Here is a 26172-nt window from a genome sequence, read left to right as displayed (position 1 = left end):
CACAGTTTGTTATGTCGATGTAACATTGCAAACAGTCCGGATGTCCAATTGACCTTGCCCGAAAATCCCATTAGTTTGGAGATTCGCCACCTCAGGCGGACGGAACCACAAGAGCCAATCGCAATTTATGCAGTCTGTTGATGACAGTGCGATGGAAGGCCGAGCAAGGGAGAAATGCAATGTCACTATATGATCCAAAGCTGGAGAGGGATAACTGTGGCTTCGGCCTGTTGGCCCACATGGAAGGGGAAGCCAGCCACAAGCTCGTCCGTCTCGCGATGTCAGCCTTGGCTCGCATGCAGCACCGCGGCGGTATCTCCGCCGATGGCAAGACCGGCGACGGCTGCGGCCTGTTGCTGCAAAAACCAGACAGCTTCTATCGCGCTGTCGCCGAGGAGAAGGGATGGCACCTGGGCCGCAACTATGCGGTCGGCATGCTGTTCCTGAACCCGGACCCCGTATTGGCCCAGCAGACTCGCGACATCATCGACGAGGAGCTGGAAAAGGAGACCCTGAGTCTGGTCGGTTGGCGCAAGGTGCCCATCGATACCAATGTGCTCGGTCCCATCGCCAAGGCTTCATTGCCCAGCATCGAACAAGTCTTTGTCAACGCGCCGCCTGGCTGGGTCGACAAGGATCTCGAGCGTCGCCTCTATATAGTGCGCCGCCGCATCGAGAAGCGCATCAGCGACGACTATTTCTACGTAGTCAGCCTCTCCAACCTGGTCACCGTCTATAAAGGGCTGTGCATGCCGGTGGATTTGCCGCGCTTCTACTTGGATCTCGCCGACATTCGCATGCAGGCGGCCATCTGCGTGTTCCACCAGCGTTTCTCCACCAACACCAGCCCGCGCTGGCCGCTGGCCCAGCCGTTCCGCTATCTCGCCCACAACGGCGAGATCAACACCATCGCCGGCAACCGCCAGTGGGCCAAGGCGCGCAGCTACAAGTTCGCGACGCCGCTCATTCCGGACTTGCAAGAGGCCGCCCCCTTCGTCAACACCACGGGGTCGGACTCCTCCAGCCTCGACAACATGCTGGATCTCTTCCTCGCCGGTGGCATGGACCTGTTCCGTGCCATGCGTCTGCTGATCCCGCCTGCATGGCAAAAACACCCGAACATGGATGACGACCTGCGCGCCTTCTATGACTTCAACTCCATGCACATGGAGCCCTGGGATGGCCCGGCCGGCATCGTCATGACCGATGGCCGCTACGCCACCTGCGCGCTGGACCGTAACGGCCTGCGCCCGGCCCGCTACGTCATCACCAAGGACAAGTTCATCACCCTGGCGTCCGAAGTGGGCACCTGGGACTACACCCCGGACGAGGTGCTGGAGAAGGGCCGGGTCGGCCCGGGCGAGCTGTTCGTGGTGGATACCCACAACGGCAAGATCTGGACCAGCTTCGAGATCGACGACGATCTCAAGAGCCGCCACACCTACAAGCAGTGGATGGACAAGCATTGCAAACGGCTGGTGCCGTTCGAGCAGATGGATGACGCCAGCACTGGCGCCCGCGAGTTCTCGGACGATCAGCTCAAGACCTATCAGAAACTGTTCGGCTACTCCTACGAGGAGCTGGATCAGATAGTGCGCGTGCTCGGCGAGAACGGCCAGGAGGCGGTGGGCTCCATGGGGGATGACACCCCCATGGCGGTGCTCTCCTCCAGCCAGCGCACCCTGTACGACTACTTCCGCCAGATGTTCGCCCAGGTGACCAACCCGCCCATCGATCCGCTGCGGGAAAACCACGTCATGTCGCTGGCCACCTGTATCGGCCGCGAGCAGAACGTGTTCAACGAGACCTTCGGCCACGCCCACCGGGTGCTGTTCCAGTCGCCGATCCTGCTCTACTCCGATTTCCACCAGCTGTTGGCCCTGGAGGGGGAACATTACCGTCATGCGGTGCTGAGCCTGAACTTCAAACCCGAAGAGGGGCTGCAAGCGGCGCTGGAGCGGCTATGCAACGACGCCGCCGACAAGGCCCGTGGTGGCACAGTGCTGCTGATCCTGTCGGATCGGGACGTCAGTGCCGACACCCTGCCAATCCCGGCCGCCATGGCGGTGGGCGCGGTACAGCGCACCCTGGTAGACAACAATCTGCGCTGTGATGCCAATATTTTGGTGGAAACCGCCAGCGTGCGCGATCCGCACCACTTCTCCGTGCTGCTGGGCTTTGGCGCCACCGCTATTTATCCCTATCTCGCCTACGAGACCCTCGCCAAGCAAGTCGAGGAAGGCGTGCTCAAGATGAGCCTGCGCCAGGCCATGCTCAACTACCGCAACGGCATCAACAAGGGCCTCTACAAGGTGATGTCCAAGATGGGCATCAGCACGGTGGCGAGCTATCGCTGCTCCCAGCTGTTCGAGGCGGTGGGGCTGTCCAATGCCGTGGTCGAGATGTGCTTCCGTGGCGTCTCCAGCCGCATCCAGGGTGCCGACTTTGCCGACATCCAGCAGGATCAGCTGCAACTGGCCCGTCAGGCCTGGCTGGCCCGCAAGGCGCTTACCCAGGGCGGCCTGCTCAAGTTCGTCCACGGTGGCGAGTACCACACCTACAACCCGGACGTGGTGCAGACCCTGCAAGTGGCGGTGCGCTCCGGCGACTACGCCGATTACAAGGAATACGCACGCCTGGTGAATGAGCGCCCGGTCGCCACCCTGCGCGATCTGCTCGCCCTCAAGGCCGTGGCCAACCCCATTGCACTGGAGCAGGTAGAGCCCGCAGCCAACCTGTTCCCCCGCTTCGACTCCGCCGCCATGTCCATCGGCGCCCTGGGGCCCGAGGCCCACGAGGCGCTGGCCGTGGCCATGAACCGCCTAGGTGGCAAGAGCAACTCGGGTGAAGGTGGTGAAGATCCCAAGCGCTTTGGCACCGAGAAGAATTCCCGCATCAAGCAGGTTGCCTCGGGGCGCTTCGGCGTCACCCCCCACTACCTGATGAACGCCGATGTGGTGCAGATCAAGGTGGCTCAGGGCGCCAAGCCAGGCGAAGGTGGCCAGCTGCCCGGTGACAAGGTCACCGCCCAGATAGCCAAGCTGCGTTATTCCGTGCCCGGTGTGACCCTGATCTCACCGCCACCGCACCACGACATCTACTCCATCGAGGACTTGGCCCAGCTCATCTTCGACATCAAGCAGATCAACCCGGACTGTCTGGTGTCGGTCAAGCTGGTGTCCGAGCCCGGCGTAGGCACCATCGCCTGCGGCGTGGCCAAGGCCTATGCGGACTTCATCACCGTCTCCGGTTATGACGGCGGCACCGGTGCCAGCCCCCTGAGCTCGGTCAAATACGCCGGCTCCCCCTGGGAACTCGGCCTTGCCGAAACCCAGCAGGCGCTAGTCGCCAACGGCTTGCGCCACAAGGTGCGGCTACAGGTGGACGGCGGCCTCAAAACCGGTCTGGACATCATCAAGGCGGCCATCCTCGGCGCCGAGAGCTTCGGCTTCGGTACCGGCCCCATGGTGGCGCTCGGCTGCAAATACCTGCGTATCTGCCACCTGAACAACTGCGCCACCGGTGTCGCCACTCAGGATGAGAAACTGCGCCGCGAGCACTTCACCGGCCTGCCGGAGATGGTGATGAACTACTTCAAGTTCATCGCCGAAGAGACCCGCGAGCTGATGGCCGAGCTTGGCGTCAGCCAGCTGACGGATCTGATCGGTCGCACCGATTTGCTCGAAGCCCTGCCCGGCCTCACCGCCCGTCAGGCCAAGCTGGACCTGTCCGGTCTGCTGGCGAGCCCGGTGGCACCGGCAGGCTCCAGCCTGTTCAGCCAGCAGCACAACCCGACCTTCGACAAGGGGCCTTTGAACCTCAAGATGGTCGAGGATCTGCTGGAGGCGGTCGAGCACAAGTCCGGCGGTGAATGGCGCTACGACATCCGCAACACAGACCGCTCCGTGGGAGCCCGTCTGTCCGGCGAGATCGTCAAGCGCCACGGCAACCAGGGCATGGCGGCGGATCCGGTACGGGTCCACTTCAACGGCACCGCCGGCCAGAGCTTCGGCGTCTGGAACGCAGGCGGCCTCGAGCTCATCCTGACCGGCGATGCCAACGACTACGTGGGCAAGGGCATGACCGGCGGCAAGCTGGTGGTCAAACCCCACGTCGGCGTGGCGTTCAAGTCCCACGAAGCGGCCATCATAGGCAACACCTGCCTCTATGGCGCCACCGGCGGCAAGCTCTACGCGGCAGGCACGGCGGGTGAGCGTTTCGCGGTGCGCAACTCGGGCGCCCTGGCGGTGGTCGAGGGCATTGGCGACAACGGCTGCGAATACATGACCGGCGGCATCGTCACCGTGCTCGGCACCACCGGGGTCAACTTCGCGGCCGGCATGACGGGCGGCTTCGCCTACGTGCTGGACGAGTGCGGCAACTTTGCCAAGCGCACCAACCCGGAGCTGGTCGAACTGCTGGATGTGGCGGATCTCGCCATCCATCAGGAACACCTGCGCGGCATCATCACGGCGCACCTGAATGAGACAGGCAGCTCGCGCGCCGAGGAGATCCTGGCCAACTTCGACTCCTATGTGCCCAAGTTCAGGCTGATCAAACCCAAGTCCAGCGACGTCAAGTCCTTGCTCGGTCACACCAGCCGCTCTAGTGCAGAACTCAGAATCCAGGCGCAATAAGGAGGGAACCCTATGAGCCAGAACGTATTCCAGTTTATCGATGTCCAGCGGGTCGACCCGCCCAAGAAGCCGCTCAAGATCCGCAAGATCCAGTTTGTGGAGATCTACGAGTCCTTCAACCAGGCCCAGGTCGGCATGCAGGCGGATCGCTGCCTCGACTGCGGCAACCCCTATTGCGAATGGAAGTGCCCGGTCCACAACTACATCCCCAACTGGCTGAAGCTGGCCAACGAGGGGCGCATCCTGGAGGCGGTGGAACTCTCCCACCAGACCAACAGCCTGCCTGAGGTGTGTGGCCGCGTCTGCCCGCAAGACCGCCTGTGCGAGGGTGCCTGTACCCTCAACGATCGCTTCGGCGCCGTGACCATAGGCAACATCGAAAAATACATCACCGACAAGGCGTTCGAGATGGGCTGGCGCCCGGATCTCTCCAAGGTGATCAAGACCGACAAGCGGGTTGCCGTCATCGGCGCCGGCCCGGCCGGGCTCGCCTGTGCCGATGTGCTGGCCCGCAACGGTGTCAGCGCCGTGGTGTTCGACAAGTACCCCGAGATAGGTGGCCTGCTCACCTTCGGCATCCCCTCCTTCAAGCTGGAAAAAGAGGTGATGCAGCGCCGTCGCGAGATCTTCGAGGGCATGGGGATCGAGTTCCGTCTCGAGACCGAGGTGGGCAAGGATGTCACCTTCGCCGATCTGCTCGGCGAGTTCGACGCCGTCTTCCTCGGGGTCGGCACCTACAAGTACATGAAGGGTGGCTTCGAGAACGAGACGGCCCCCGGGGTGTACGATGCCCTGCCCTACCTCATCGCCAACGCCAACCGGCTGCTGGGCTTTGAGAAGGCGCAGGCCGATTACATCGACTTCGCCGGCAAGCAGGTAGTGGTGCTCGGCGGCGGCGATACCGCCATGGACTGCGTGCGTACCGCCATCCGCCAGGGCGCCGACAAGGTGATCTGCGCCTACCGTCGCGACGCCGAGAACATGCCCGGCTCTAAGCGGGAGGTGAAGAACGCCCACGAGGAAGGGGTGGAATTCATGTTCAACCTCCAGCCTATTGGCGTGGAGCTGGACGCCCAGGGTCGCACTTGCGGCATCAAGGTGGTGAGCACCGAGCTCGGCGCCCCCGATGCCAATGGCCGCCGCAATCCGGTAGTGATCGAAGGTTCCGAGCAGGTGCTGGCCGCCGATGCGGTGGTGATGGCGTTTGGCTTCCAGCCCAACCCCCAGCCCTGGATGGCAGATTTTGGCATCGATCTCGACAGCCGGGATCGCATCAAGGCGAGCGAGAAGGCGGACTACGCCTTCCAGACCAGCAACCCCAAGGTGTTCGCCGGTGGCGACGCCGTGCGCGGCTCGGATCTGGTGGTCACCGCCATCTACGAGGGCCGCAAGGCCGCCGAAGGGATCATGGACTACCTGGCCGTGTAAGCTACCGTCCAGACGAGCAAGGCTCCAAGCAAACAGCCCCGCAGATGCGGGGCTGTTTCTTTATAGGACAGTCGTCAGGACAAGCGCCGCTAGATACTCCAGCTCTCCGGCAACCGCTCGGTCAGGGTGGAGATGTACTCGAAGGTGCGTGCCCGCTTGGGGGCCGTGAACATCTGGCGCGCACTGCCCGCCTCCACCACCTCCCCCGCCTCCAGGAAGATCACCTGCTGGGCAATCTGGGATGCCAGACGCAAGTCGTGGGTGGCAATGAGCATGGTGGTGCCTTCCCGGGCCAGTTGGCGCAGCACGGCCACCACCTCCAGCGCCAGCTCGGGATCCAGCGCCGAGGTCGGCTCGTCGCAGAGCAGCACCTTGGGTGACGGCGCCAGGGCTCTGGCGATGGCGACCCGCTGCTGCTGGCCGCCGGAGAGAGTCGCGGGGACCGCCTCGGCCTTGTGGCTGAGCCCTACCTTGTCCAGCAGGGCCAAGCCCCTCGCCACCGCCTTCTCCTTGGGCCACTTCAACACGGTTACCAGCCCTTCGATCACGTTCTCCAGCACCGTCATGTGCGGAAACAGCTGGAAGTTCTGAAACACCATGCCGGTCTGCTGGCGCAGGCTCAGCACACTCTGGCGCGACAGGTGGCGCGAGAAATCGAGCTCGCTCCCCCCCAGCACCAACTGCCCCGCATCCGGCCGCTCCAGCAGGTTCACACAGCGCAGCAAGGTGCTCTTGCCACTGCCGGAGGGGCCGATCAGGGCGGTGACGCTGCCCGCCGCCATGGCCAGATCCACTCCCTTCAGCACCTTCTGGCCGCCAAACTGCTTCTCGATGCCGCTCAACCGGATCATAGGGCGACCTCCCGGGTCTCTTTGTGGGTCAACTTGCGCTCCAGCCGGTCTTGCAGGGCGGAGAGCACCGAGCTGAACATCAGGTAGATGATGGCCGTCTCTATGTAGAGGATGAGCGGCTCATAGGTGACGGAGGCGAGTCGCTGGGCCGCCTGGAACAGCTCCGGCACCGTCACCGCAGCCGCCAGGGAGGTGTCCTTGACCAGCGAGATAAAGGTGTTGGAGAGCGGCGGCACCGCGATGCGCGCCGCCTGCGGCAGGATCACCCGCCACATCGCCTGGGGCCAGCTCATGCCGATGGAGTAGGCTGCCTCCCACTGCCCCTTGGGAATGGCAGCCAGGGTCGCACGGATGATCTCCGAGCTGTAGGCGCCGATGTTGAGGGTGAAGCCGATGACAGCGGCGGTGAAGGCATCGAGCACTATGCCGGCGCTCGGCAAGCCGTAGAAGATGAGAAAGAGCTGCACCAGCAGCGGCGTGCCCCGAATAAGCCAGACATAGAAGCGTACCAGCACCACCAAGGGTGCCGGACCATATAATCGCGCCAGCGCCACCAGAAAACCGAGCAATATGCCGAGCACGAAGGTGATCAGGGTCAGTGGCACCGTAAAAATAAGCCCCGCACTGAGCAGGGGCCAAAAAGAGTCGATCATTAACTGCAACCAGGCTGGCACGTTAATTCTCCTTTATTGTTATTATTCTGCCGAATTATTAATTCGAGACGTCAGTGCCAAAATATTTCAGCGATATTTTCTGATAGCTGCCGTCTTGCTTGGCGGTGCGCAGCGTCTGATTGATGGCGGCCAGCAATTCAGGCTGTCCCTTGGCGAGCAGGGCGGCAGATTGATCCCCCTTCGGCTCGGTCGCCGCCACCTTCAGCTTGGCGTCCGGCTTCTGCTTCTTGAAGTCCAGATAGGAGAGGCTGTCGTTGATGGTGGCATCCACCCGCCCGGTCAACACCAGCTCAAGGGACTGGTTGAAGCCCTCGGTGGCCACTACCTCGGCCCCCGACGTCTTGGCCAGCTGGGCGAAGTTGCTGGTCAGGGACTGGGAGGATTTCTTGCCCTTCAGATCCGCGAAGCTCTTGATGCTGTCGTTGTCGCTGTGGACCACCACCACCGCCTTGGAGGTGATATAAGGGTCTGAAAAATCGTACTTCTTGAGTCGCTCAGGGGTGATGGCCACCTCGTTGAGCACCAGATCGTAGCGCTTGGCATCCACCCCGGCGATGAGCCCGTCCCACTTGCCCTCAACAAATTCCGGCTTCACGCCGAGGCCGCTTGCGATGAGCTCGCCAATCTCAACATCAAAGCCCACCAGCTTGCCGCTCTTGTCGTGATAGGTGAAGGGAGGGTAGGCCCCTTCCGTGCCTATCTTGATCACCCCGGCGCTCTGGATGGCGGCGAGACTGGATTGTGCCTGTGCCGATGTCAGCAAGGCCAGCGGCAGGGCGGCCAATAAAAACAGGGATTGCAGCTTTTTCATTATTCACCTCGTTATATTTATGAACATCCTGAATACGTGCCAATGAACATCATCAGAGAGCCATGCAATTATTTAATTGGGTTCTGCCGTTACCGACTCAGATTAATATATCGGCTTCATCGCCTTATATTTATCGGGCTGGTTGTCTGCATGGACAAAACATAACGCGGGGCGTTCAATTGCCAAAGCATGAAATACGAGGATATTTAGCGAAATAATGGATAACAAAAATAACGAGCTCGAATGGGCATTAATTCATTCGGTGATGAGATGGTTGACCTGCAGGCTGGCGCGCCGTGGCTGCCGGAGGGACGCACGGCGACCGCCGGGCCCGCCATTGCCCATCCTCTGCGCGGTTCAATCCTCGGCGGGGGGCTGATCCCCCAGCAGATAGCGGGGGCCGCTACCCCCAGAGGCTGCAAGGTCCTCAGGGTTGTAGAGGGCGCAATGCTCCAGCGACAGGCAACCACAACCGATGCAGGCGCCGAGTTTGCGCTTCATCAGCTGCAAGGCCTCGATGCGCCGATCGAGCAGCCCTTGCCACTGACCGGCGATCTGCTCCCAGTCACGGCGATCCGGCGTGCGGCCGTCGGGCAGCCCGGCCAGCGCCTCGGCAATCTCGCCTAGGCTCAGCCCCATCCCTTGTGCCACCCGGATAAAGGCGATGCGGCGCAGCGCATCCCGCGGATAGAGACGCTGGCCTCCGTCGCTGCGAAGGCTCTGGAGCAGCCCCTTTTCTTCGTAAAAGCGCAGGGCACTGGCGTTGACACCGGCACGCTTGGCAATCTGGCCTATGGCCAACCACTTGCGATCCCTTTCCATCCTTGACCTCAAGTTAGCTTTAACTTGCACAATCCTGTCTTCCCCGACAAAAGGAGTCAAAGGATTATGGATTTTCTCTCTTCCCTGCTCGATGCCAACGCGACCTTCGCCCTCAACGGCCGTGACACCACCAATCACTGCCCCATGGCGCTGCACGCCTTGCATGAGATGGGCGCCAGCCCGCAACAGCTGAGACAGTTCTTCGATCATTGGCAGAGCACCCATGCCCTGCCCGCCGGAACGGAAAACCAGGGAGATGAAGAGGAGCGTCGTTTCGTGCAACTACGCCAACGGCTGGCCATCCGCTTTGCCGAGGAGGGTTGGCTGCCCACCTTCGAGGCGCTGCTGGCGGATGGCCTCTCCCCCGCTGGCGGCGCCTTCCATCCGTTTATTCGCTTCGCCTGCGCGCTGGAGAATGGGCATCAGGGGGAGCAGGCGGCGGCGCTGGCCGCCTGGCTGTGCAAGCCCCTGATCCTGCCTGCCAGCACAGGGGCCCCCTGCCGGGACGTCACTCGCCTGCTGGCCGGGCTGTCGGCACTGTGGGAGGGGTCACACTGGCCGGGTGAGCGGATCACGGAGCGCCTGCGCCTGGTCGCGGCAGACTCGCGCTGGCCGGACTCGCTGCCACGCAGCCTGGAGGAAGGGACAGAGGTGTTGCTGCAATTGGCCGAGGTCGCCCTGCCCCTCTATTGGCAGACCCGCAACTTCACCGTGCTGCACCTGGTAACCGGCAGCCGGGCCGCCGCCATCGTCGCCCGCCATCTGCCCGCCGAACTGCAGGAGCCTTGGCAGACCCTGATGTGGCAAGCCGTGGCTGCGGCCTATATCACGGTCGGGGCACCGGCGCTGGGATCCCAGCGCTGGCCAGAGGTTTCGGGGCTGGACTGGGAGAGGGTGTTGTCGCTGGCGATCGTGAGCCTGGACGATCACGTGATAAAACTGGTGCACTGCTGCTGGCGGGAGCAGGCTCACTCATCCCGCCACGGGTCCCACTATCTCGCGGTGGCCGCCCGCGCCGTGGGGCTGCTGAGCGTCGATGCCGGGCGCAGCGCCGCCTAGGGTGCGGCAAGCCGGGTGAAGCTGATGGCAGTACAGCGCAGCTCCGTTGTTCTGCGACAAAAATCGACAGTCAACACAGAGGAGTGCCGGCTTAACGACCGGGCTCGCGGCCGTTCGGCCATAAAAAACCCCGGCCTGGGCCGGGGTGATGAAGCGGTGAGCAAGGAGTCCGCCTGGGGATCAGGCAACGGCCTCTGCCAGCAGTGCCAGCGCGGGCTGGGCATTGCCGGGCACCAGCCGGTACGCCTTGTGGTGCTTGACCAGGGTGACCTTCTTGTTGCCCTGGCTCAGCAGCAGGCCATGGCGCACGGCAGCCTGTGCCAGTCGCTGCTCGTCGCCGCGCACATAGAGGGTGATGGGCTTGAGCAGCTCGCCATCGACGACATGGCCCTGGTATTCGCTGGCGGAGATCACCAGGCTGGATTGGCCTTGCCCCAGCAGGCGCAGCTTGGCGCTGACCTCGGCGTCGGTAAACACCAGCCAACCCGCGTCCGTCAGCTCGCCCACCAGCGCGACCAGCCGGCTGCCGAGCGGAGCTTGATCCTGCAGGGCCCGGCCATATTGGCTGACGATGCGCTCAAGCAATCCCTTGAGATCGGCCCCCGCCCCCAGGGTGCGCCCCTGCTGGATCCAGCCTTTCAGATCCTCCATCACCAGCCGGGAGAAGCGCTTCTCCTTGAGGGAGTCCGCCATCCAGGTGCAGAGGAAGTGACTCTCCTGGGCGGGAGTGCGTTTTCCAGCTTTCTGCTCGGCGGTGCGCGCCAGCTCGGCCAGGCTCTGGCTGGCCATGTCGAGCAGAGCCTGATTGTAATCTTGCGGGTTCTTGACTGGGGGGATCATCGCGCGTCCTCTGGTGATCGGTAAACAGCATCAAGGCGCCAGCGGCGCCTTGAGTCGGGAGCCAAGGCTCCCCTGCATCATCTTGCCCACTTACTTGGATTGGCGGGGCTTCTTGGCGGCAGCCAGACGCTTGAGGCGCTGGCCTTGTAGCTTGCTTTCTGCCATGGCCTGGGCGGCGGCGTTGTCTTCCCGCTGGGGACGCTTGCCGAAGCGGCGACGCTCTTGCAGCTGCTTGATCAGCTCGTCACGGCTGCTCACCTCGTAGCCCGGCACCATGATGCGGCGGATCTTCTGGCCGATCAGCGCCTCGATCTCCAGCAGGGTGCGCTCTTCTTCACGGCTGACGAAGGAGATCGCCATGCCGCTCTTGCCGGCGCGGCCGGTACGGCCGATGCGGTGCACATAGTCTTCCGCCAGGAACGGCAGATCGTAGTTCACCACGTATTCCAGATCCGGGATGTCCAGACCACGGGCGGCGACTTCGGTCGCGACCAGCACCCGCACCTTGCCTTCCATGAACTCGCGCAGGGCGCGGCGACGGCTGCCTTGCGCCTTCTCACCATGGACCACGGCGGACTTGATGCCATCGAGGTTCAGCTCGTCCACCAGCTCGTCACAGCTCTCACGGGTACTGGCGAACACCAGCACCTGTTGCCAGTTCTGCTTGCCGATGAGCTCGGAGAGCAGCTCGCGCTTGCGCTTCTGCTCCACCGGATAGACGGTGTGGCTGACGGTGTCGGCGGTGGAGTTCTGCTTGTTGACGCTGATGATCTGGGGTCTGTCCAGCATCAGGTTGGCGAGCTTCTTCACGGCGTCGGAGAAGGTGGCGGAGAACAGCAGGTTCTGGCGCTCCTTGTTGACCGCTTGCAGGATCTGCTGCACATCGGCGCTGAAGCCCATGTCGAGGATGCGATCCGCTTCGTCCAGCACCAGGGTTTCGACCCCGGAGAGGCTCAGGTTGCAGGCGGTCAGGTGTTCGAGCAGACGGCCAGGGGTCGCCACTATGATGTGAGCACCCGCTTTCAGCTTGCGTGCCTGCACGTCCTGCTTGCCGCCACCAAAGATGGTCAGCACAGTGATGTCCAGGTATTTGGCGAAGTCGTTGATGTTGCTCGCCACCTGAGCGGCCAGCTCGCGGGTCGGGGTCAGGATCAACACTCGGGCATTGGACGGCTGGACGGGGGCCGGCTTGTCCAGCAGGCGTTGCAGGATCGGCAGCGCGAAGGCCGCGGTCTTGCCGGTCCCGGTCTGGGCGCTGGCCAGCACATCGCTACCACGACGAATGGTCGGGATCGCCTGCTGCTGCACAGGGGTCATCTCCTGATAACCGCAATCTGAGATGGCGCGCAAAATCTCGGGGGCAAAATCGAACGATTCAAATCTCATATTGGGTTCCTGTGTTCCAGCTGGGCTGTAGTTGGCTTAAGTGGCTCGAGCCGGCGGGTGGCGCGGCATCGGCGAGGCTTGCGGCCAAGGACGGCTGGGCCTGACATCGAGTCAGAGAATGAGCCGGAAAATGGCGGGCGCGAAGTGTAACAGATAGGCGTCACAAATTCCGCCTCAAATGGCCTGTATTTTTACATCTCCCCCCTTGCACCGGCCCTTGCCGGTGCAAGGGGGGAGTGGACAGGCGTCGCGAGCCCGTCCACCTCTTCAGCGAATGCGGTTGGTCGGGCGCTTGAGCAGCCGGATACCGATGGCCGCCACGGCGATGACGAAGAGCGCGAAGGAGGTGACTAGCAGGCACTTGGTTAGCAGCTCGTGGTGGTTGGCCAGCATCGGGGTTGCCATCACGAACTTGCCGATGAGGCTCAGGGTCAGGGCCCAGAGGAAGGCGCTGGCAAAGCTCGCCACGGCCACCCGCGGCAGGTGCAGGCGAGAGACCCCCATCAGCATGGGTGTCAGCACCCGCACGAAGGGGATGAAGCGGGACACGAACATGGCCCAGAAGCCGTAGCGATCGAGCAGGCGCGAGGCGCGAGGCAGGCTGCCCTCCGGGATCATACGCTCGATATGGCCCATGAAGCGGGTACCGTGCAGCGCATGGCCCTGCCAATAGGCGATCAGGCTGCCCAGCCCGGCGGCGAACGGCATATAGAGGAAACTCACCTCGGGGCCGAGCACTCCCATGCCCACCAGGCCACCGGCCAGCAACACCAGACTGTCCCCCGGCAGGGGCAGGAACACGAAACTCGATTCGAGAAAGAGGATCACCACCAGGCAGGTGACGAGCAGACCGATGGCCTGCATTTGAATAAGCTGATCAAAGTCCTGATGCCATATGGCAAGCAGCATGTCCTGCATCTGGAATGACTCCCGTCAACGTGTGCATCCATCATGACGGCCCAAGGGCCCCGCTCGGCATCTCCTCCCTGCTGCCTGCTCCCGTTACTCCTGCGGGAGGCCCGTTATACACCCGTCGAACTGAACAAGAAATTAATGTCTGCCATTTATGTGGATACTCTATCACTCCAGAACAGCGGGCTGGCCCGACTGGCCCCGCCAGCGAGCCATCCCAAACGCCAGGCGTGCGTGGACGGTGATCTGCGCCGCCACTAGAGACAAGATTGTCATTTGACACAACGACTTGGCTGCCAAGGCGAGGAAAAACCGTTACAGTGTAAGGACTCCTCACCGGACGAGGAGACTCACGGAGCTAGGTATGGCGCAGACCCCCTCTTCTCATGCAAGAACCCTACTGCTGTCTGGCATCGCTCTTGTCAGCCTCATGGCCCAGGCCAACGATGGCTCCCTGGTCCAGCAGCGTGCCAATGCGGTGGTCTCCCTGATGAGCTTCACCGTGGTGCCCGACATCACCGCCAGCAACCTGGACATCGGCAGCGGCACCAACGAGCAGTCGGCGCTGACCATCACCCAGCTCGGCGGCGGCGCGACCATGAGCGAAGGCTTTCCCATCTATCTGGAGGGCACCCTGGGATACAGCCGCTACGATCCCCAGTTCGTGTTCACCGATGGCACTGAGACCCGCACCATCCCCGTCAAGTGGAACAGCCTGAGCGCCACCGGCGGCATCGGCTGGGATTTCGGCCTGCACCGGGATCGCTGGGGCGGCAACCTGGTGCTGCGCCCCATCGCCAACTTCACCCTGGGGACGGTGGCGAGCGACTTGCGCATCGGCGCCGCCCTGATCGAGCACAGGACTGGCAAGAACCTCGACTTCCTCGACGGCGGCACCCTCAACGTCTATGGCCTGGGGGGCTCCCTGATGCTGGACTACGAGCTGTTCTCCAAGGCTCAGGATATCGACGCCGAGCTGCGCTACTCCTATCAGCACCTGCAGAGCTTCACCGGCACCGCCGACAGCATCGCCGGCCAGGCCGAGGCCGAGAACCTCGGGCTCTACCTGCGCCGCCGGGCGCCGCTCTTCAGCTGGACCCTGCTCGATCGCCCGGTACGTTACGTGATGGAAGGAGCTCGCACCGAATACCTGGGGGAGCAACGCGGCCTGCTCGGCTTCAACAGCCTCAACTCCCTCGGCCTTGGGCTCGAACTCGACAGCAGCAAATACAAGGTTTTCGTCACCCGCACCCGCTTGGTGGCCCGCTATATGTTCAGCCACAACACCAACGGCTATTCCATCGGGCTGGCGATGAGTTTCTAACGGCGAAGGAGGCAGCACGATGAAAGTGACCCAGGTAGAGATGGACGCACTGCTTGCCACCTTGCAGACCCGCTTTGAACAGCACCCTCATCGCCACGAAGGAATTGCCTGGTCAGAGGTACGTGCCAGACTGGATGCCAACCCACCGTCGTTACGCTCCCTCCATGAGATGGAGCGCACAGGGGGTGAGCCCGATGTCATCGGCCAGGATCCCCAGAGCGGGCAGCTCATCTTCTGTGATTGCAGTGCCGAAAGCCCAGACGGGCGCAGAAGCCTCTGTTATGACTTGGCTGCGCTGGAATCCAGAAAGGAGAACAGACCGGCGGGCTGCGCAACCGAGATGGCCGCGCAGATGGGCATAGCGCTGCTGATGGAGGCCGAGTATAGAGCGCTGCAGCGGCTCGGCCGCTTCGATACCAAGACATCGAGCTGGATCCAGACACCTGAGGAGATAAGGCGCCTCGGCGGCGCCCTGTTCTGCGATCGCCGCTATGACAACGTCTTCCTCTACCACAACGGCGCCCAGTCCTACTATGCCGCCAGGGGCTTTCGCGGCAGTTTGCGGATCTAACCACCAAGGCGATGCCCATCATTGACACCACGAACACCAAGCAGTTGACCCGAGAGCACGCTCGGGTGATCCCCTGAACACGCCCCCTTAGGGTGGCGCTCCTCCCGTTACAGTGCAGCCATCTGCCGCACACACCTCTGCTCCCTGTCATCCACCCGCTTGGCGAACCAGGCGGTGGTGAGGTTGCGGGTGATCTTGGGGCTCTTGAGCTGGATGCCGGGCAAGATGGCGCGGGGCAGACGGGTGCCCGCCTTCTGCTCGGCCAGGGCATAGACCCTGTGGTAGAGATCGCTCTGCGCAAACTCGGGGCTGTCCCCCATCTTCAGGCTCTGGCGGATGGCGTTTTTGCTCATGCTGAGACGGCTTGCGATGCTGTAGACCGCGAGCTCGGTATTGCCCGGTTTGTCGGAGTCGTAGCGGATGAGATCCCCGTCCAGCGCCAGGGTCTTGCCACTCACCCGGCTGACGGCGGCCTGGAAGGCGGCGTTGCGGCTCGCGTACCAGCCGGCGTTGAAGTCGGCGAAGCGATAGAGGGTGTCCGGGTAGTCGGCGGGATAGCCGAAAATATGCTTGGTACCGAACCAGATGCCGCCGCGGCGGGTAAACACCTCGTGGCGGATGGACTCCTCGATCGGATAGGGGTAGCCGCGGGCGTTGGCCTCGGCGAAGGCGATACTGACCTGCATGGGGCCGCCGGTGTGCACCGGGTTGAGGTTGCCAAACAGCGTCTTGCCCATGGGCACAGAGCCAATCATGTCCTCGAAGATCTCGCTCATCTCCCGCTCGGTGCGCAGCGCATCGATGCGCGCGGCATAGGACTTGCCGGTGGGGGAAGTGATGCCGAGCGCCGTGCGCACCACGAACTCGGGGATCAGCAGCTTGGCCGCGCGGGCGTTGATCTCCTTCCAGGCTATCTTGCCAAGCCCCGGCACCACGGGATCGGCCTGGTAGGTCGCCTCCTGCTCCGCCACCGCCAGCACGGTGCAGACGTTGTGATCGCTCACCGCTATGCCCTGGGTCGAGAGCGCCGTCACCACGTCATTGGCCCAGCCCTGCTTGTCGCGCACATTGCCCGGTAGAAATCGCACTATGCGAGTCTTCATGTCGGCGGGCTTGCGCGGCTGCATGGACTTGGGTTGCTTGGCGATGGCCGCCGCCTCCTCGGCCGGAGCGGGTGGCTCGCTAGCACAGCCCGCCAGCAACAGGGCGCCGAGCAGCGGCAGGACGGTCAGACGCCTCGCAGGGAGGAGAAATCGGGGAGAGGTGGTCATGAAGGCTTCCGATAGAGAGCGGGTGCCGGGATCTTGCTCATCACGGATGAGAAACCCCGAACACAAACAGGTGGCCATTGTAGTGGATCGGCTCGGCTGGCTAAAGCCTCATGCTCGGCCTTGGGGCAGGCACGATGAAAAAGTGCCATCGTCGTGACGACCGGTGCCGCAGCCTGTTCGTGCCAGTGCGCGTACCTCCCCGCGTTGCACTGCACCGACCACCCCTTATCCCCGAATAATGGCTTTGATTGATAGTGATTTGCATTTAGAATGCCGCCGACCAACACGCCAGTGGCATGGAGCCGATGGACAAGCTGACCCTCCTCTTCGACACCCTGCAGCAACTGCTGATCACCCCGCTGTGGCAATCCCTGTCCGGGCTGTTCGATCTCAACGGGCGCCTGGGCTTCGTCTTCTTGCTGATCTCGGGCGCTGTCGCCTATCTGCTCTGTCTGCACCGCCGTCGCCAGGGGGATCCCGAGGCCCGCAGCTTTCGCCGCTTCCTGGGGGGCAGAGCCATCTGGTTGCACCCCTCTGCCCTGCTCGATTACCAGTACTACCTGGTACGCGCCCTGCTGCATGTGGCGGTGATCCTGCCGATCCTGACGCTGATCCACCCCTGGTTGCTGCAGGCCGAGGACGTGCAATCCGCCCTGTCCCGGCTCTGGGGGGAGCGCCCCCGGCTGGCCCAGGCGAGCTGGCTGATGATGCTCTATGGCCTCGGCGTCTTCCTGATCAGCGACTTCCTCCATTACTGGTTGCACCGCGCCTTTCACAGCCGCTGGCTGTGGGAGTTTCACAAGGTGCACCACAGCGCGACCGTGATGGTGCCGCCGACCGCGAGCCGCATTCATCTGGTGGAGAAACTGTGCGAGATGATGCTCAAGGGAAGCTGTCTTGCGCTCTACGCCGGGACCTTCCATTGGCTGAGCGGCGCCGTGGTAACCCCCTACACCCTGTTCGGGATAAGCTATCTGGTGCTCATCTTCAACTCCCTGGCCGCCAACCTGCGCCACACCCATGTCTGGCTCTCCTTTGGCCCGAGGCTCGAGCACCTGTTCAACAGCCCGGCCCAGCACCAGATCCACCACAGCCGGGATCCGCGCCACTTCAACCACAACTTCGGCACCAACCTCTCCCTCTGGGACTGGTGGTTCGGCACCCTCTATGTGACCAGCAGCCAGCCAGAGCCGCTCTCCTTCGGGGTGGGCCCGAGGGACAACGCGCACTACAGCCGGTTGAGCGCCCTGATCCTGCGCCCCTTCCTGGTGACGGCGCGCAAGATCTGGCGTGCCCTGCCCCGCCCTCGCAAGCCGCTGGCGGATTGAGCCGGGCCCGATAAACAACAACGCCACCCTAGGGTGGCGTTGTTGTTTGCGGATGATCCCTTGGCTCAGGCGCTCTGGCGCAGGGCCTGCTGCTGGGCCGCACCATTGATCACCGCCTGCAGGGAGGCGCTGACCACATCCCGACCGATGGCAACCCCGCACTGGCGCTGGCCATCGACGCTGAGCAGCACATAGGCGGCGGCGCGCGATTCCGTGCCCGCGCTCAGGGCATGTTCGGAGTAGTCGAGCACATCGATGTGCATCCCGGTCTGGCGCTCCCAGCCGTTGACTAGGGCCGTGATGGCCCCCTCCCCCTCACCCCGCAGTTGCAGCGCACCATCTGGGGTCTGCAGTTCGAGGCGCAGGCTCTCCTGACCATCGTGACCGAGCTGGAAGCGGCCGATGCGGTAGCCGTGCACCGGCTCGAGGTAGTGCTGCTCGAACAGGGCACGGATCTGCGCCGGATTGATCTCGCTGCTGCTCGCCTCGGCCTGCGCCTGTACCCGGCGACTGAAGTCGATCTGCAGCCAGCGCGGCAGTTGCAGGCCGAGATCGCGCTCCAGCAGATAGGTGACGCCGCCCTTGCCGGACTGGCTGTTGATGCGGATCACCGCCTCGTAGCTGCGGCCAAGGTCGGCCGGATCGATGGGCAGGTAGGCCACATCCCAATAGTGGTCGGGCTTTGGCGCCGCCAGGGACTTGCGGATCGCGTCCTGGTGGCTGCCGGAAAACGCCGTGTAGACCAGCTCGCCGGCATAGGGGTGCCGCGGGTGCAGGGCTATCTGGGTGCAGGCCCCCACGGTGGCGACGATGGCATCCATGTCGGACAAGTCCAGCTCCGGGTCTATCCCCTGGCTGTAGAGGTTCATGGCCATGGTGACGATGTCCATGTTGCCGGTGCGCTCGCCGTTGCCAAGCAGGGTGCCCTCGATGCGATCGGCCCCCGCCAGCACCGCCAGCTCGGCGGCGGCTACCCCGCAGCCCCTATCGTTGTGGGTGTGGATGGAGATGCTCACCTCGGGGCGCGCCCTGAGGTGGCGACAGAACCACTCCACCTGATCCGCAAACACGTTCGGTGTGCTCACCTCCACCGTGGCCGGCAGGTTCAGGATCATGGGGCGGGCGGCCGAGCGCCACTCGTCGATCACGGCGTCACACACCTCCACCGCGAACTCCACCTCTGTGCTGCTGAAGCTCTCGGGGGAATATTGGAAACTCCACTCGGTACCCGGGTTCTTGGCCGCATGCTCCCGCACCCAGCGAGCCCCCTGCACGGCGATGGCCTTGACCCCCTCGCGGCCTGAGTTGAACACATAGTTGCGCTGGGTCGGGTTGACCGAGTTGTAGACGTGGACGATGGCGCGTTTCGCCCCCTTGAGGGACTCGAAGGTGCGGATAATGAGATCTTCGCGGGCCTGCACCAGCACCTGAATGGTGACATCGTCGGGAATGAGATTGCGCTCGATCAGCTCCCGCACGAAGTCGAAGTCGGGCTGGGAGGCGGCCGGGAAGCCCACCTCGATGTGTTTGAAGCCGACATGGAGCATCAGTGCCCACATCTGCAGCTTCTGGGCCACCGTCATGGGCTCGACCAGCGCCTGATTGCCGTCCCGCAGATCCACGGCGCACCAGAGCGGCGCCTGCGTCATGACCCGGCTGGGCCATTGGCGATCCGTCAGCGCTATGGTGGGGGCCGGGCGGTATTTGCGATGATCGAAGCTCATATTCAGATTCCCTTGGCAGATGTCCTGTCGCGCGATCCGCGCTGGATGGCAATGTGGGTCGGCCGGTGGCGGCTGAGCGGCATGGGGGAAGAGCGAGTGGGGAATGGGCTGGCGCGGTAACGCTGGCCCTGACGGTGGTGCGGCGGTAACCTCACAACCGGTTTCCTGTGGCCCCTTGCGATAAAAGGGGCCGGCCTGCACGGCGGATAAGCCGCTGGCCCTGATCCTCTCGCGCAGCCCTATCATGCTTTTCGCACTCGGCTCTTGTTGGCGCAGACGACCCTGTTGATGAGAAACCAGTATATAGAGGCCAGGTTGGCGAGTGATTGCGAAGATTGCATCCAATTGCCATTAATGCGCAACGATCAAAGGTAATTTATCACTTTAGTGATTCGTTTCACCCAGGATTGGCATCTTGGCTTCGTTTATCTCCTATCCGAAAAGACAAAAACCCCGCCATTGCTAGCGGGGTTTTTCATGGTTGCTCAGGGGGTTGGGGAAGGCTCCCCGACCCCGCTCGCGCAATCCTTAGCGGTTTTTCACCCTTTGGTGCAACTCTTGCACCGAGTTCACGTTGGCGGTGGCATCGACGCTGATGGCCATGCAGGTGGCGAAGGCCGCGTGCAGCGTGGTGGTGTAGGCCACCTTGTGCTGCAGGGCGCCGCGGCGCAGCTGCTTGGAATCCTCGATGGCCTGACGCCCCTCGGCGGTGTTGACGATGTAGGTGTACTCGCCGTTCTTGATGCGATCCAGGATGTGCGGGCGACCCTCGTGCACCTTGTTCACCAGGCGCGGGTTGATGCTCGCTTCGCCCAGAGTCACGGCGGTGCCGTGGGTGGCGTCGAGGTCATACCCCAGCTCCAGCAGCTTGGCGGCGAGGTTAACCACCCGCTCCTTGTCACCGTGGCGCACGGAGAGCAGGGCGCGACCTTCGCTCGGCACCTGGTGACCGGCACCGAGCTGAGCCTTGGCATAGGCCTCGGCGAAGCTGCTGCCTACCCCCATCACCTCACCGGTGGAGCGCATCTCTGGCCCCAGCAGCGGATCCACGCCCGGGAACTTGGCAAACGGCAGTACCACTTCCTTCACCGAGTAGTAAGGCGGGATGATTTCGGTGGTGAAGCCCTGTGCTTGCAGCGATTGCCCTGCCATGACGCGAGCGGCGATCTTGGCCAGCGGGGCACCGGTCGCCTTGGAGACGAAGGGTACGGTACGGGCGGCACGCGGGTTCACCTCGATGAGGTAGATCTCGTCGTCCTTGACCGCGAACTGCACGTTCATCAGGCCGACCACGCCGAGCTCCAGGGCCAGCTTGCGCACCTGCTCGCGCATCTCGTCCTGAATCTTCTTGGACAAGGTGTAGGGCGGCAGGGAGCAGGCGGAGTCACCGGAGTGGATACCGGCCTGCTCGATGTGCTCCATGATGCCGCCGATGACCACGTCCACGCCGTCACAGATGGCGTCGACGTCCACCTCGGTAGCGTCGTCCAGGAAGCGGTCCAGCAGCACGGGCGACTCGTTGGAGACGCTTACAGCTTCCGCGAAGTAGCGGCGCAGGTCCTGCTCGTCATAGACGATTTCCATGGCGCGGCCACCCAGCACATAGGAGGGGCGCACCACCAGCGGGTAAGTGATGCGCTCGGCGGTCAGGATGGCCTGCTCCAACGCGGTGACGGTGCCGTTTTCCGGCTGCTTGAGGCCGAGGCGCTCGACCGCGGACTGGAAGCGCTCGCGGTCTTCGGCGCGGTCGATGGCGTCCGGGCTGGTGCCAATGACAGGCACGCCGTTCGCTTCCAGGGCGCGGGCCAGCTTGAGCGGGGTCTGGCCACCGTACTGGACGATGACGCCCTTGGGCTGCTCGACCCGTACGATTTCCAGCACGTCTTCCAGGGTCACCGGCTCGAAGTAGAGGCGGTCCGAGGTGTCGTAGTCGGTGGAGACGGTCTCCGGGTTGCAGTTGACCATGATGGTCTCGTAACCGTCTTCGCGCAGGGCCAGGGCCGCGTGCACGCAGCAGTAGTCGAACTCGATGCCCTGACCGATGCGGTTCGGGCCGCCACCGATGATCATGATCTTGTCGCGGTTGGTCGGCTTGGCCTCACACTCCTCGTCATAGCTGGAGTAGAGGTAGGCGGTGTCGGTGGCAAACTCGGCCGCGCAGGTATCGACCCGCTTGTAGACCGGGAAGATGTTGTGGCGGGCGCGCAGTTTACGCACCTCACCCTCGGCCACGCCGAGGATCTTGGACAGGCGCGCATCGGCGAAGCCCTTGCGCTTGAGGCTGCGCAGGAAGTCGGCATCCAGCCCGGCCATGCCGCGCTCCTTCACCTGCTCTTCCAGCTTCACCAGCTCTTCGATCTGCACCAGGAACCAGGGATCCACCTTGGTCAGGCGGAACACGCCGTCCATGGAGAGGCCGGCGCGGAACGCATCGGCGATGTACCAGATACGGTCACTGCCGGCATCCTGCAACTCGTGGCGGATGCGGGTCAGGGAGTCCGGTGCGTTCAGGTCCACCATGGGGTCGAAGCCGGTCTTGCCGGTTTCGAGGCTGCGCAGCGCCTTGTGCAAGGACTCCTGGAAGTTGCGGCCAATCGCCATTACTTCACCGACGGACTTCATCTGGGTGGTCAGGCGGTCGTTGGCACCGGCAAACTTCTCGAAGTTGAAGCGCGGGATCTTGGTGACCACGTAGTCGATGGCCGGCTCGAAGGAGGCTGGAGTCCGACCACCGGTGATGTCGTTCATCAGCTCGTCCAAGGTGTAACCGATGGCGAGCTTGGCGGCGATCTTGGCGATGGGGAAGCCGGTGGCCTTGGAGGCGAGCGCGGAGGAGCGCGACACCCGCGGGTTCATCTCGATGATGACCATGCGGCCATCTTTCGGGTTGATACCGAACTGGACGTTGGAGCCGCCGGTCTCGACGCCGATCTCGCGCAGCACCGCCATGGAGGCGTTGCGCATCAGCTGGTATTCCTTGTCGGTCAGCGTCTGGGCCGGTGCGACCGTGATGGAGTCGCCGGTGTGGATGCCCATGGCGTCGAAGTTCTCGATGGCGCAGACGATGATGCAGTTGTCGTTGCGATCCCGCACCACCTCCATCTCGTACTCTTTCCAGCCGATCAGCGACTCATCGATGAGCAGCTCTTTGGTGGGGGACAGGTCCAGCCCGCGCTCGCAGATCTCGACGAACTCTTCCGGGTTGTAGGCGATGCCGCCACCTGAGCCACCCATGGTAAAGGAGGGACGGATGATGCAGGGGAAGCCCACCATCTGCTGCACGCCCCAAGCCTCTTCCATGTTGTGGGCGATGCCGGCACGCGGGCACTCCAGGCCAATGCTCTTCATGGCGATGTCGAAGCGGCGACGATCCTCGGCCTTGTCGATGGCATCGGCGGTGGCACCTATCATCTCCACACCGAACTCCGCCAGCACGCCGTGCTTCTCCAGCGCCAGGGCGCAGTTCAGCGCGGTCTGGCCGCCCATGGTGGGCAGGATGGCGTCCGGGCGCTCTTTCTTGATGATCTCGCGCACCACTTCCCAGGTGATGGGCTCGATGTAGGTGGCGTCGGCCATCTCGGGGTCGGTCATGATGGTGGCCGGGTTGGAGTTCACCAGGATGACGCGGTAGCCCTCCTCGCGCAGAGCCTTGCAGGCCTGGGCGCCGGAGTAGTCGAATTCGCAGGCCTGGCCGATGACGATGGGGCCGGCGCCGAGGATCAGGATGCTCTGTAGGTCGTTACGTTTTGGCATGGCTTCTCTTTTCCTCTTAAGCGCGATACTGCTTGATCAATTCAATAAAGTGGTCGAACAGACCGGCACAGTCGTGCGGGCCCGGGCTCGCCTCGGGGTGACCCTGGAAGCTGAAGGCCGGGCGGTCGGTGCGGTGGATGCCTTGCAGGGAACCGTCGAACAGGGAGACGTGGGTCGCACGCAGGCAATCCGGCAGGCTGTTCTCATCGACCGCGAAACCGTGGTTCTGGGCGGTGATCATGACGGTGTTGTCATCCAGGCTCTTCACCGGGTGGTTAGCACCGTGGTGGCCGAACTTCATCTTCACCGTCTTGGCGCCGGAGGCCAGCCCCAGCAACTGGTGGCCGAGGCAGATACCGAACACCGGGGTATTGGTGTTGAGGAAGGCCTTGATGGCAGTGATGGCATAGTCGCAGGGCTCGGGGTCACCGGGGCCGTTGGAGAGGAAGATGCCATCGGGATTCATCGCCAGCACCTCGGCGGCCGGGGTCTTGGCCGGCACCACTGTCAGGCGGCAGCCACGGTCCACCAGCATGCGCAGGATGTTGCGCTTGACGCCGAAGTCGTAGGCCACCACGTGGTATTTCAGCTGGTCGGCATCCGGGCTGACGTGCCCCTTGCCGAGCTGCCAGCTCCCTTCGGTCCAGTTATAGGCCTGCTCAACCGTCACTTCCTTGGCCAGGTCCATCCCCTTGAGGCCGGGGAAGGCGCGGGCCTGCTCGAGGGCGAACGCCTCATCGACGTTTTTGCCCGCCAGGATGCAACCAGCCTGGGCGCCTTTCTCGCGCAGGATGCGGGTCAGTTTGCGGGTGTCGATGTCGGCGATGCCAACGATGTTGTGAGACTTGAGGTAATCGGAGAGGGATTGCTGATTGCGGAAATTGGAGGCAAGTATCGGAAGGTCCCGGATGATCAATCCCTGTGCATGGATTTGACTGGACTCTTCATCTTCGCTGTTGGTGCCGGTGTTGCCTATATGGGGGTAAGTGAGGGTAACGATCTGACGGGAGTAGGAGGGATCGGTGAGGATTTCCTGATAGCCCGTCATCGACGTGTTGAAAACCACTTCACCAACGGAACATCCCTCGGCGCCTATCGACACGCCTTTGAACACAGTTCCATCTTCCAGCACTAGCAATGCAGTGTGATTCAAGACAACCTCCAGTTATTTAGCTTTAAATTCAGCAATTTACCTGGGTGTTGCGGGTCCGGACGCTGTTTGAAACAGGGTTCAAACCCGGCAGATTTCTGGCAAATTGGGCGCATTCTACTTAAAAATGATCGCATTTCAACGTCTTTTCTCGTTTTAAATGCATCTAAATTCAATAAAAAAGCAACATTACCCATTATCTATGCACTAACTCGCTTTGCAACCCCCTCCCCCAAAAGAAAAGCCAAAACCAGCGTGCAAAGTGGCACCCCATGCCGCACAACGTACAAAAACAGAAATTTATTACTTTGAAAACAGATATATGAAATTTTAAAAAATAAATCATCAAGCATCTTAAGTGCCATTTAACGACAGAAGATTGGCCCCATAAAATAGAAAACGTTTTTCCTTGTTTGAATTTTTAGTCTGTTTTGAGACATGTAAATAAATGCGTGAACAGGGGTAATGGAGGCTCAATCCCGTTACCCTTTGATGACATCTTCGCAATGGAAAACCAGGGAGGATTGATGATTGTGAGAGTTTAGTGGGCTTCGAAGAAAAATTGGCGCTTAAGCCGGATTTATACAAAAAGACAAGAAAAACCCCGGCGAACCGGGGTTTGGCAACAGGGGCGGCGCCGAGACGGCCAGGGGCATGGCCCTCGTCCGCGCACTGGCGCCTTATTTCAGATTGAGCACGTCCTGCATGTCGTAGAGCCCGGCGCCTTGCGCCTTGAGCCACTTGCCCGCCCGCACGGCACCATTGGCGAAGGTGAGGCGGCTGGAGGCATTGTGGCTGATCTCCACCCGCTCGCCGATGTCGGCGAACATGACGGTGTGCTCCCCCACCAGATCGCCGGCGCGAATGGTGGCGAAGCCGATGGTGTTGCGATCCCGCTCACCGGTGATCCCCTCGCGGCCGTAGACGGCGCACTCTTTCAAGTCACGTCCGAGCGTCTTGGCCACCACTTCCCCCATGGAGAGGGCAGTGCCGGACGGTGCGTCCACCTTGTGTCTGTGGTGACCCTCGATGATCTCGATGTCGGTGTAATCCCCCATCACCTTGGCGGCCTGCTCCAGCAGCTTGAACACCAGGTTGACGCCGACCGAATAGTTGGAGGCGAAGACGATGCCGATCTGGCTGGCGGCCTGATGCAGCGCGGCCTTGCCGGCGTCGTCAAAACCTGTGGTGCCGATCACCATCTGCTTGCCGTGGGCCAGGGCGAACGCCAGGTTTGCCAGGGTCACCTCGGGGCGGGTGAAATCGATGATGAGGTCGAACTCATCCCGTACCTTGTCCAGGCTGTCGCTGATGAGCACCCCCAGCTTGCCGAGGCCGTTGAGTTCGCCAGCATCCAGACCTATCACGACAGAGCCCGGTCGCTCCAGCGCCGCTCCGACCACCACGCCCTCGGCGTTGGTGATGGCTTCCAGCAGCACCTTGCCCATACGACCATTACAGCCCATCACGGCCACACGGATCGGATTGTCCATCTCCACCCTCTCATCTGTTGTTTGTTTTATGGAAAGACGACCGTTTTACCAGCCCGCGTCCCCTTTGAAAAGCCCGTCGTGGCCGCCGTTTTAGCACCGATTAATAAACGGGATACTTCATTAAAATCCGAATATTGA

18 protein-coding genes are annotated in these 26172 nt (G+C 62.5%); 6 read left to right on the top strand and 12 right to left on the bottom strand.

The window, feature by feature from the left end; genetic code table 11:
- Positions 1-179 precede the first annotated feature (179 nt).
- A complete protein-coding gene (gltB, locus tag BN1124_RS07290; RefSeq protein WP_042640447.1) occupies positions 180-4637 on the top strand; it encodes a glutamate synthase large subunit in 4458 nt (1485 codons plus the stop codon).
- A 12-nt stretch (positions 4638-4649) separates the two neighbouring features.
- Positions 4650-6065, top strand: coding sequence for an FAD-dependent oxidoreductase (locus BN1124_RS07285; RefSeq protein WP_042640445.1), 1416 nt, complete (start codon positions 4650-4652; stop codon positions 6063-6065).
- Positions 6066-6154: 89 nt separating this feature from the next.
- Here BN1124_RS07285 and BN1124_RS07280 read toward each other — a convergent pair whose 3' ends face one another.
- From BN1124_RS07280 to soxR, 4 genes are all read right to left on the bottom strand, one after another.
- Positions 6155-6916 (bottom strand): amino acid ABC transporter ATP-binding protein, encoded by a 762-nt coding sequence (locus BN1124_RS07280; protein WP_042640443.1) that lies wholly within the window; start codon positions 6914-6916, stop codon positions 6155-6157.
- Positions 6913-7590: an amino acid ABC transporter permease gene (locus tag BN1124_RS07275; protein WP_042640441.1), complete on the bottom strand. Its 678-nt coding sequence runs from the start codon at positions 7588-7590 to the stop codon at positions 6913-6915. The genes BN1124_RS07280 and BN1124_RS07275 overlap by 4 nt, the downstream gene beginning before the upstream one ends.
- Positions 7591-7627: 37 nt before the next feature.
- Positions 7628-8401 (bottom strand): amino acid ABC transporter substrate-binding protein, encoded by a 774-nt coding sequence (locus BN1124_RS07270; protein ID WP_042640439.1) that lies wholly within the window; start codon positions 8399-8401, stop codon positions 7628-7630.
- A 357-nt stretch (positions 8402-8758) separates the two neighbouring features.
- A complete protein-coding gene (soxR, locus tag BN1124_RS07265; RefSeq protein WP_042640437.1) occupies positions 8759-9223 on the bottom strand; it encodes a redox-sensitive transcriptional activator SoxR in 465 nt (154 codons plus the stop codon).
- Between the two features lie 66 nt (positions 9224-9289).
- Here soxR and BN1124_RS07260 point away from each other — a divergent pair, with 66 nt between their 5' ends.
- Positions 9290-10282, top strand: coding sequence for a questin oxidase family protein (locus tag BN1124_RS07260; RefSeq protein WP_042640435.1), 993 nt, complete (start codon positions 9290-9292; stop codon positions 10280-10282).
- A gap of 180 nt (positions 10283-10462) precedes the next feature.
- On the opposite strand, the gene BN1124_RS07255 is transcribed toward BN1124_RS07260, so the two are convergent.
- The 3 genes from BN1124_RS07255 to BN1124_RS07245 all read right to left on the bottom strand — a co-directional run bounded on the left by BN1124_RS07255 (position 10463) and on the right by BN1124_RS07245 (position 13426).
- Positions 10463-11122, bottom strand: a complete 660-nt coding sequence (locus tag BN1124_RS07255) for a DUF2913 family protein (RefSeq protein ID WP_042640433.1) — start codon at positions 11120-11122, stop codon at positions 10463-10465.
- 90 nt (positions 11123-11212) lie between these two features.
- Complete coding sequence (locus BN1124_RS07250; protein ID WP_042640431.1) at positions 11213-12508, bottom strand: DEAD/DEAH box helicase; 1296 nt, start codon at positions 12506-12508, stop codon at positions 11213-11215.
- Between the two features lie 267 nt (positions 12509-12775).
- Entirely contained in the window at positions 12776-13426 is a 651-nt protein-coding gene (locus BN1124_RS07245) for a DedA family protein (RefSeq protein WP_042640429.1), read from the bottom strand.
- A gap of 358 nt (positions 13427-13784) precedes the next feature.
- Here BN1124_RS07245 and BN1124_RS07240 point away from each other — a divergent pair, with 358 nt between their 5' ends.
- Together BN1124_RS07240 and BN1124_RS07235 are read left to right on the top strand one after the other, a co-directional pair.
- On the top strand, positions 13785-14744 hold the full coding sequence (locus BN1124_RS07240; protein ID WP_042640427.1) for a hypothetical protein: 960 nt from the start codon (positions 13785-13787) through the stop codon (positions 14742-14744).
- 19 nt (positions 14745-14763) lie between these two features.
- The gene (locus BN1124_RS07235) at positions 14764-15315 is read left to right on the top strand and encodes a DUF4256 domain-containing protein (protein ID WP_197066180.1); all 552 of its coding nucleotides are present in this window, start codon (positions 14764-14766) and stop codon (positions 15313-15315) included.
- Between the two features lie 107 nt (positions 15316-15422).
- Here BN1124_RS07235 and BN1124_RS07230 read toward each other — a convergent pair whose 3' ends face one another.
- Positions 15423-16586, bottom strand: a complete 1164-nt coding sequence (locus tag BN1124_RS07230; protein WP_042640907.1) for a DUF1615 domain-containing protein — start codon at positions 16584-16586, stop codon at positions 15423-15425.
- A 305-nt stretch (positions 16587-16891) separates the two neighbouring features.
- Here BN1124_RS07230 and BN1124_RS07225 point away from each other — a divergent pair, with 305 nt between their 5' ends.
- Positions 16892-17914, top strand: coding sequence for a sterol desaturase family protein (locus BN1124_RS07225; RefSeq protein ID WP_042640425.1), 1023 nt, complete (start codon positions 16892-16894; stop codon positions 17912-17914).
- Positions 17915-17979: 65 nt separating this feature from the next.
- On the opposite strand, the gene leuA is transcribed toward BN1124_RS07225, so the two are convergent.
- The 4 genes from leuA to dapB all read right to left on the bottom strand — a co-directional run bounded on the left by leuA (position 17980) and on the right by dapB (position 26034).
- Positions 17980-19638 (bottom strand): 2-isopropylmalate synthase, encoded by a 1659-nt coding sequence (gene leuA / locus BN1124_RS07220; RefSeq protein WP_042640423.1) that lies wholly within the window; start codon positions 19636-19638, stop codon positions 17980-17982.
- A 528-nt stretch (positions 19639-20166) separates the two neighbouring features.
- A complete protein-coding gene (carB, locus tag BN1124_RS07215; RefSeq protein ID WP_042640421.1) occupies positions 20167-23391 on the bottom strand; it encodes a carbamoyl-phosphate synthase large subunit in 3225 nt (1074 codons plus the stop codon).
- 16 nt (positions 23392-23407) lie between these two features.
- Positions 23408-24544, bottom strand: coding sequence for a glutamine-hydrolyzing carbamoyl-phosphate synthase small subunit (gene carA, locus BN1124_RS07210; RefSeq protein WP_042640419.1), 1137 nt, complete (start codon positions 24542-24544; stop codon positions 23408-23410).
- 677 nt (positions 24545-25221) lie between these two features.
- Positions 25222-26034 (bottom strand): 4-hydroxy-tetrahydrodipicolinate reductase, encoded by an 813-nt coding sequence (dapB, locus tag BN1124_RS07205; RefSeq protein ID WP_042640417.1) that lies wholly within the window; start codon positions 26032-26034, stop codon positions 25222-25224.
- Positions 26035-26172: the final 138 nt, after the last annotated feature.

The organism is Aeromonas eucrenophila (genome assembly GCF_000819865.1).
GTDB classification, from domain to species: Bacteria; Pseudomonadota; Gammaproteobacteria; order Enterobacterales; family Aeromonadaceae; genus Aeromonas; species Aeromonas eucrenophila.
Note: the sequence above shows the minus strand (reverse complement) of the source record. Positions and strands in the feature narration are given on the sequence as shown.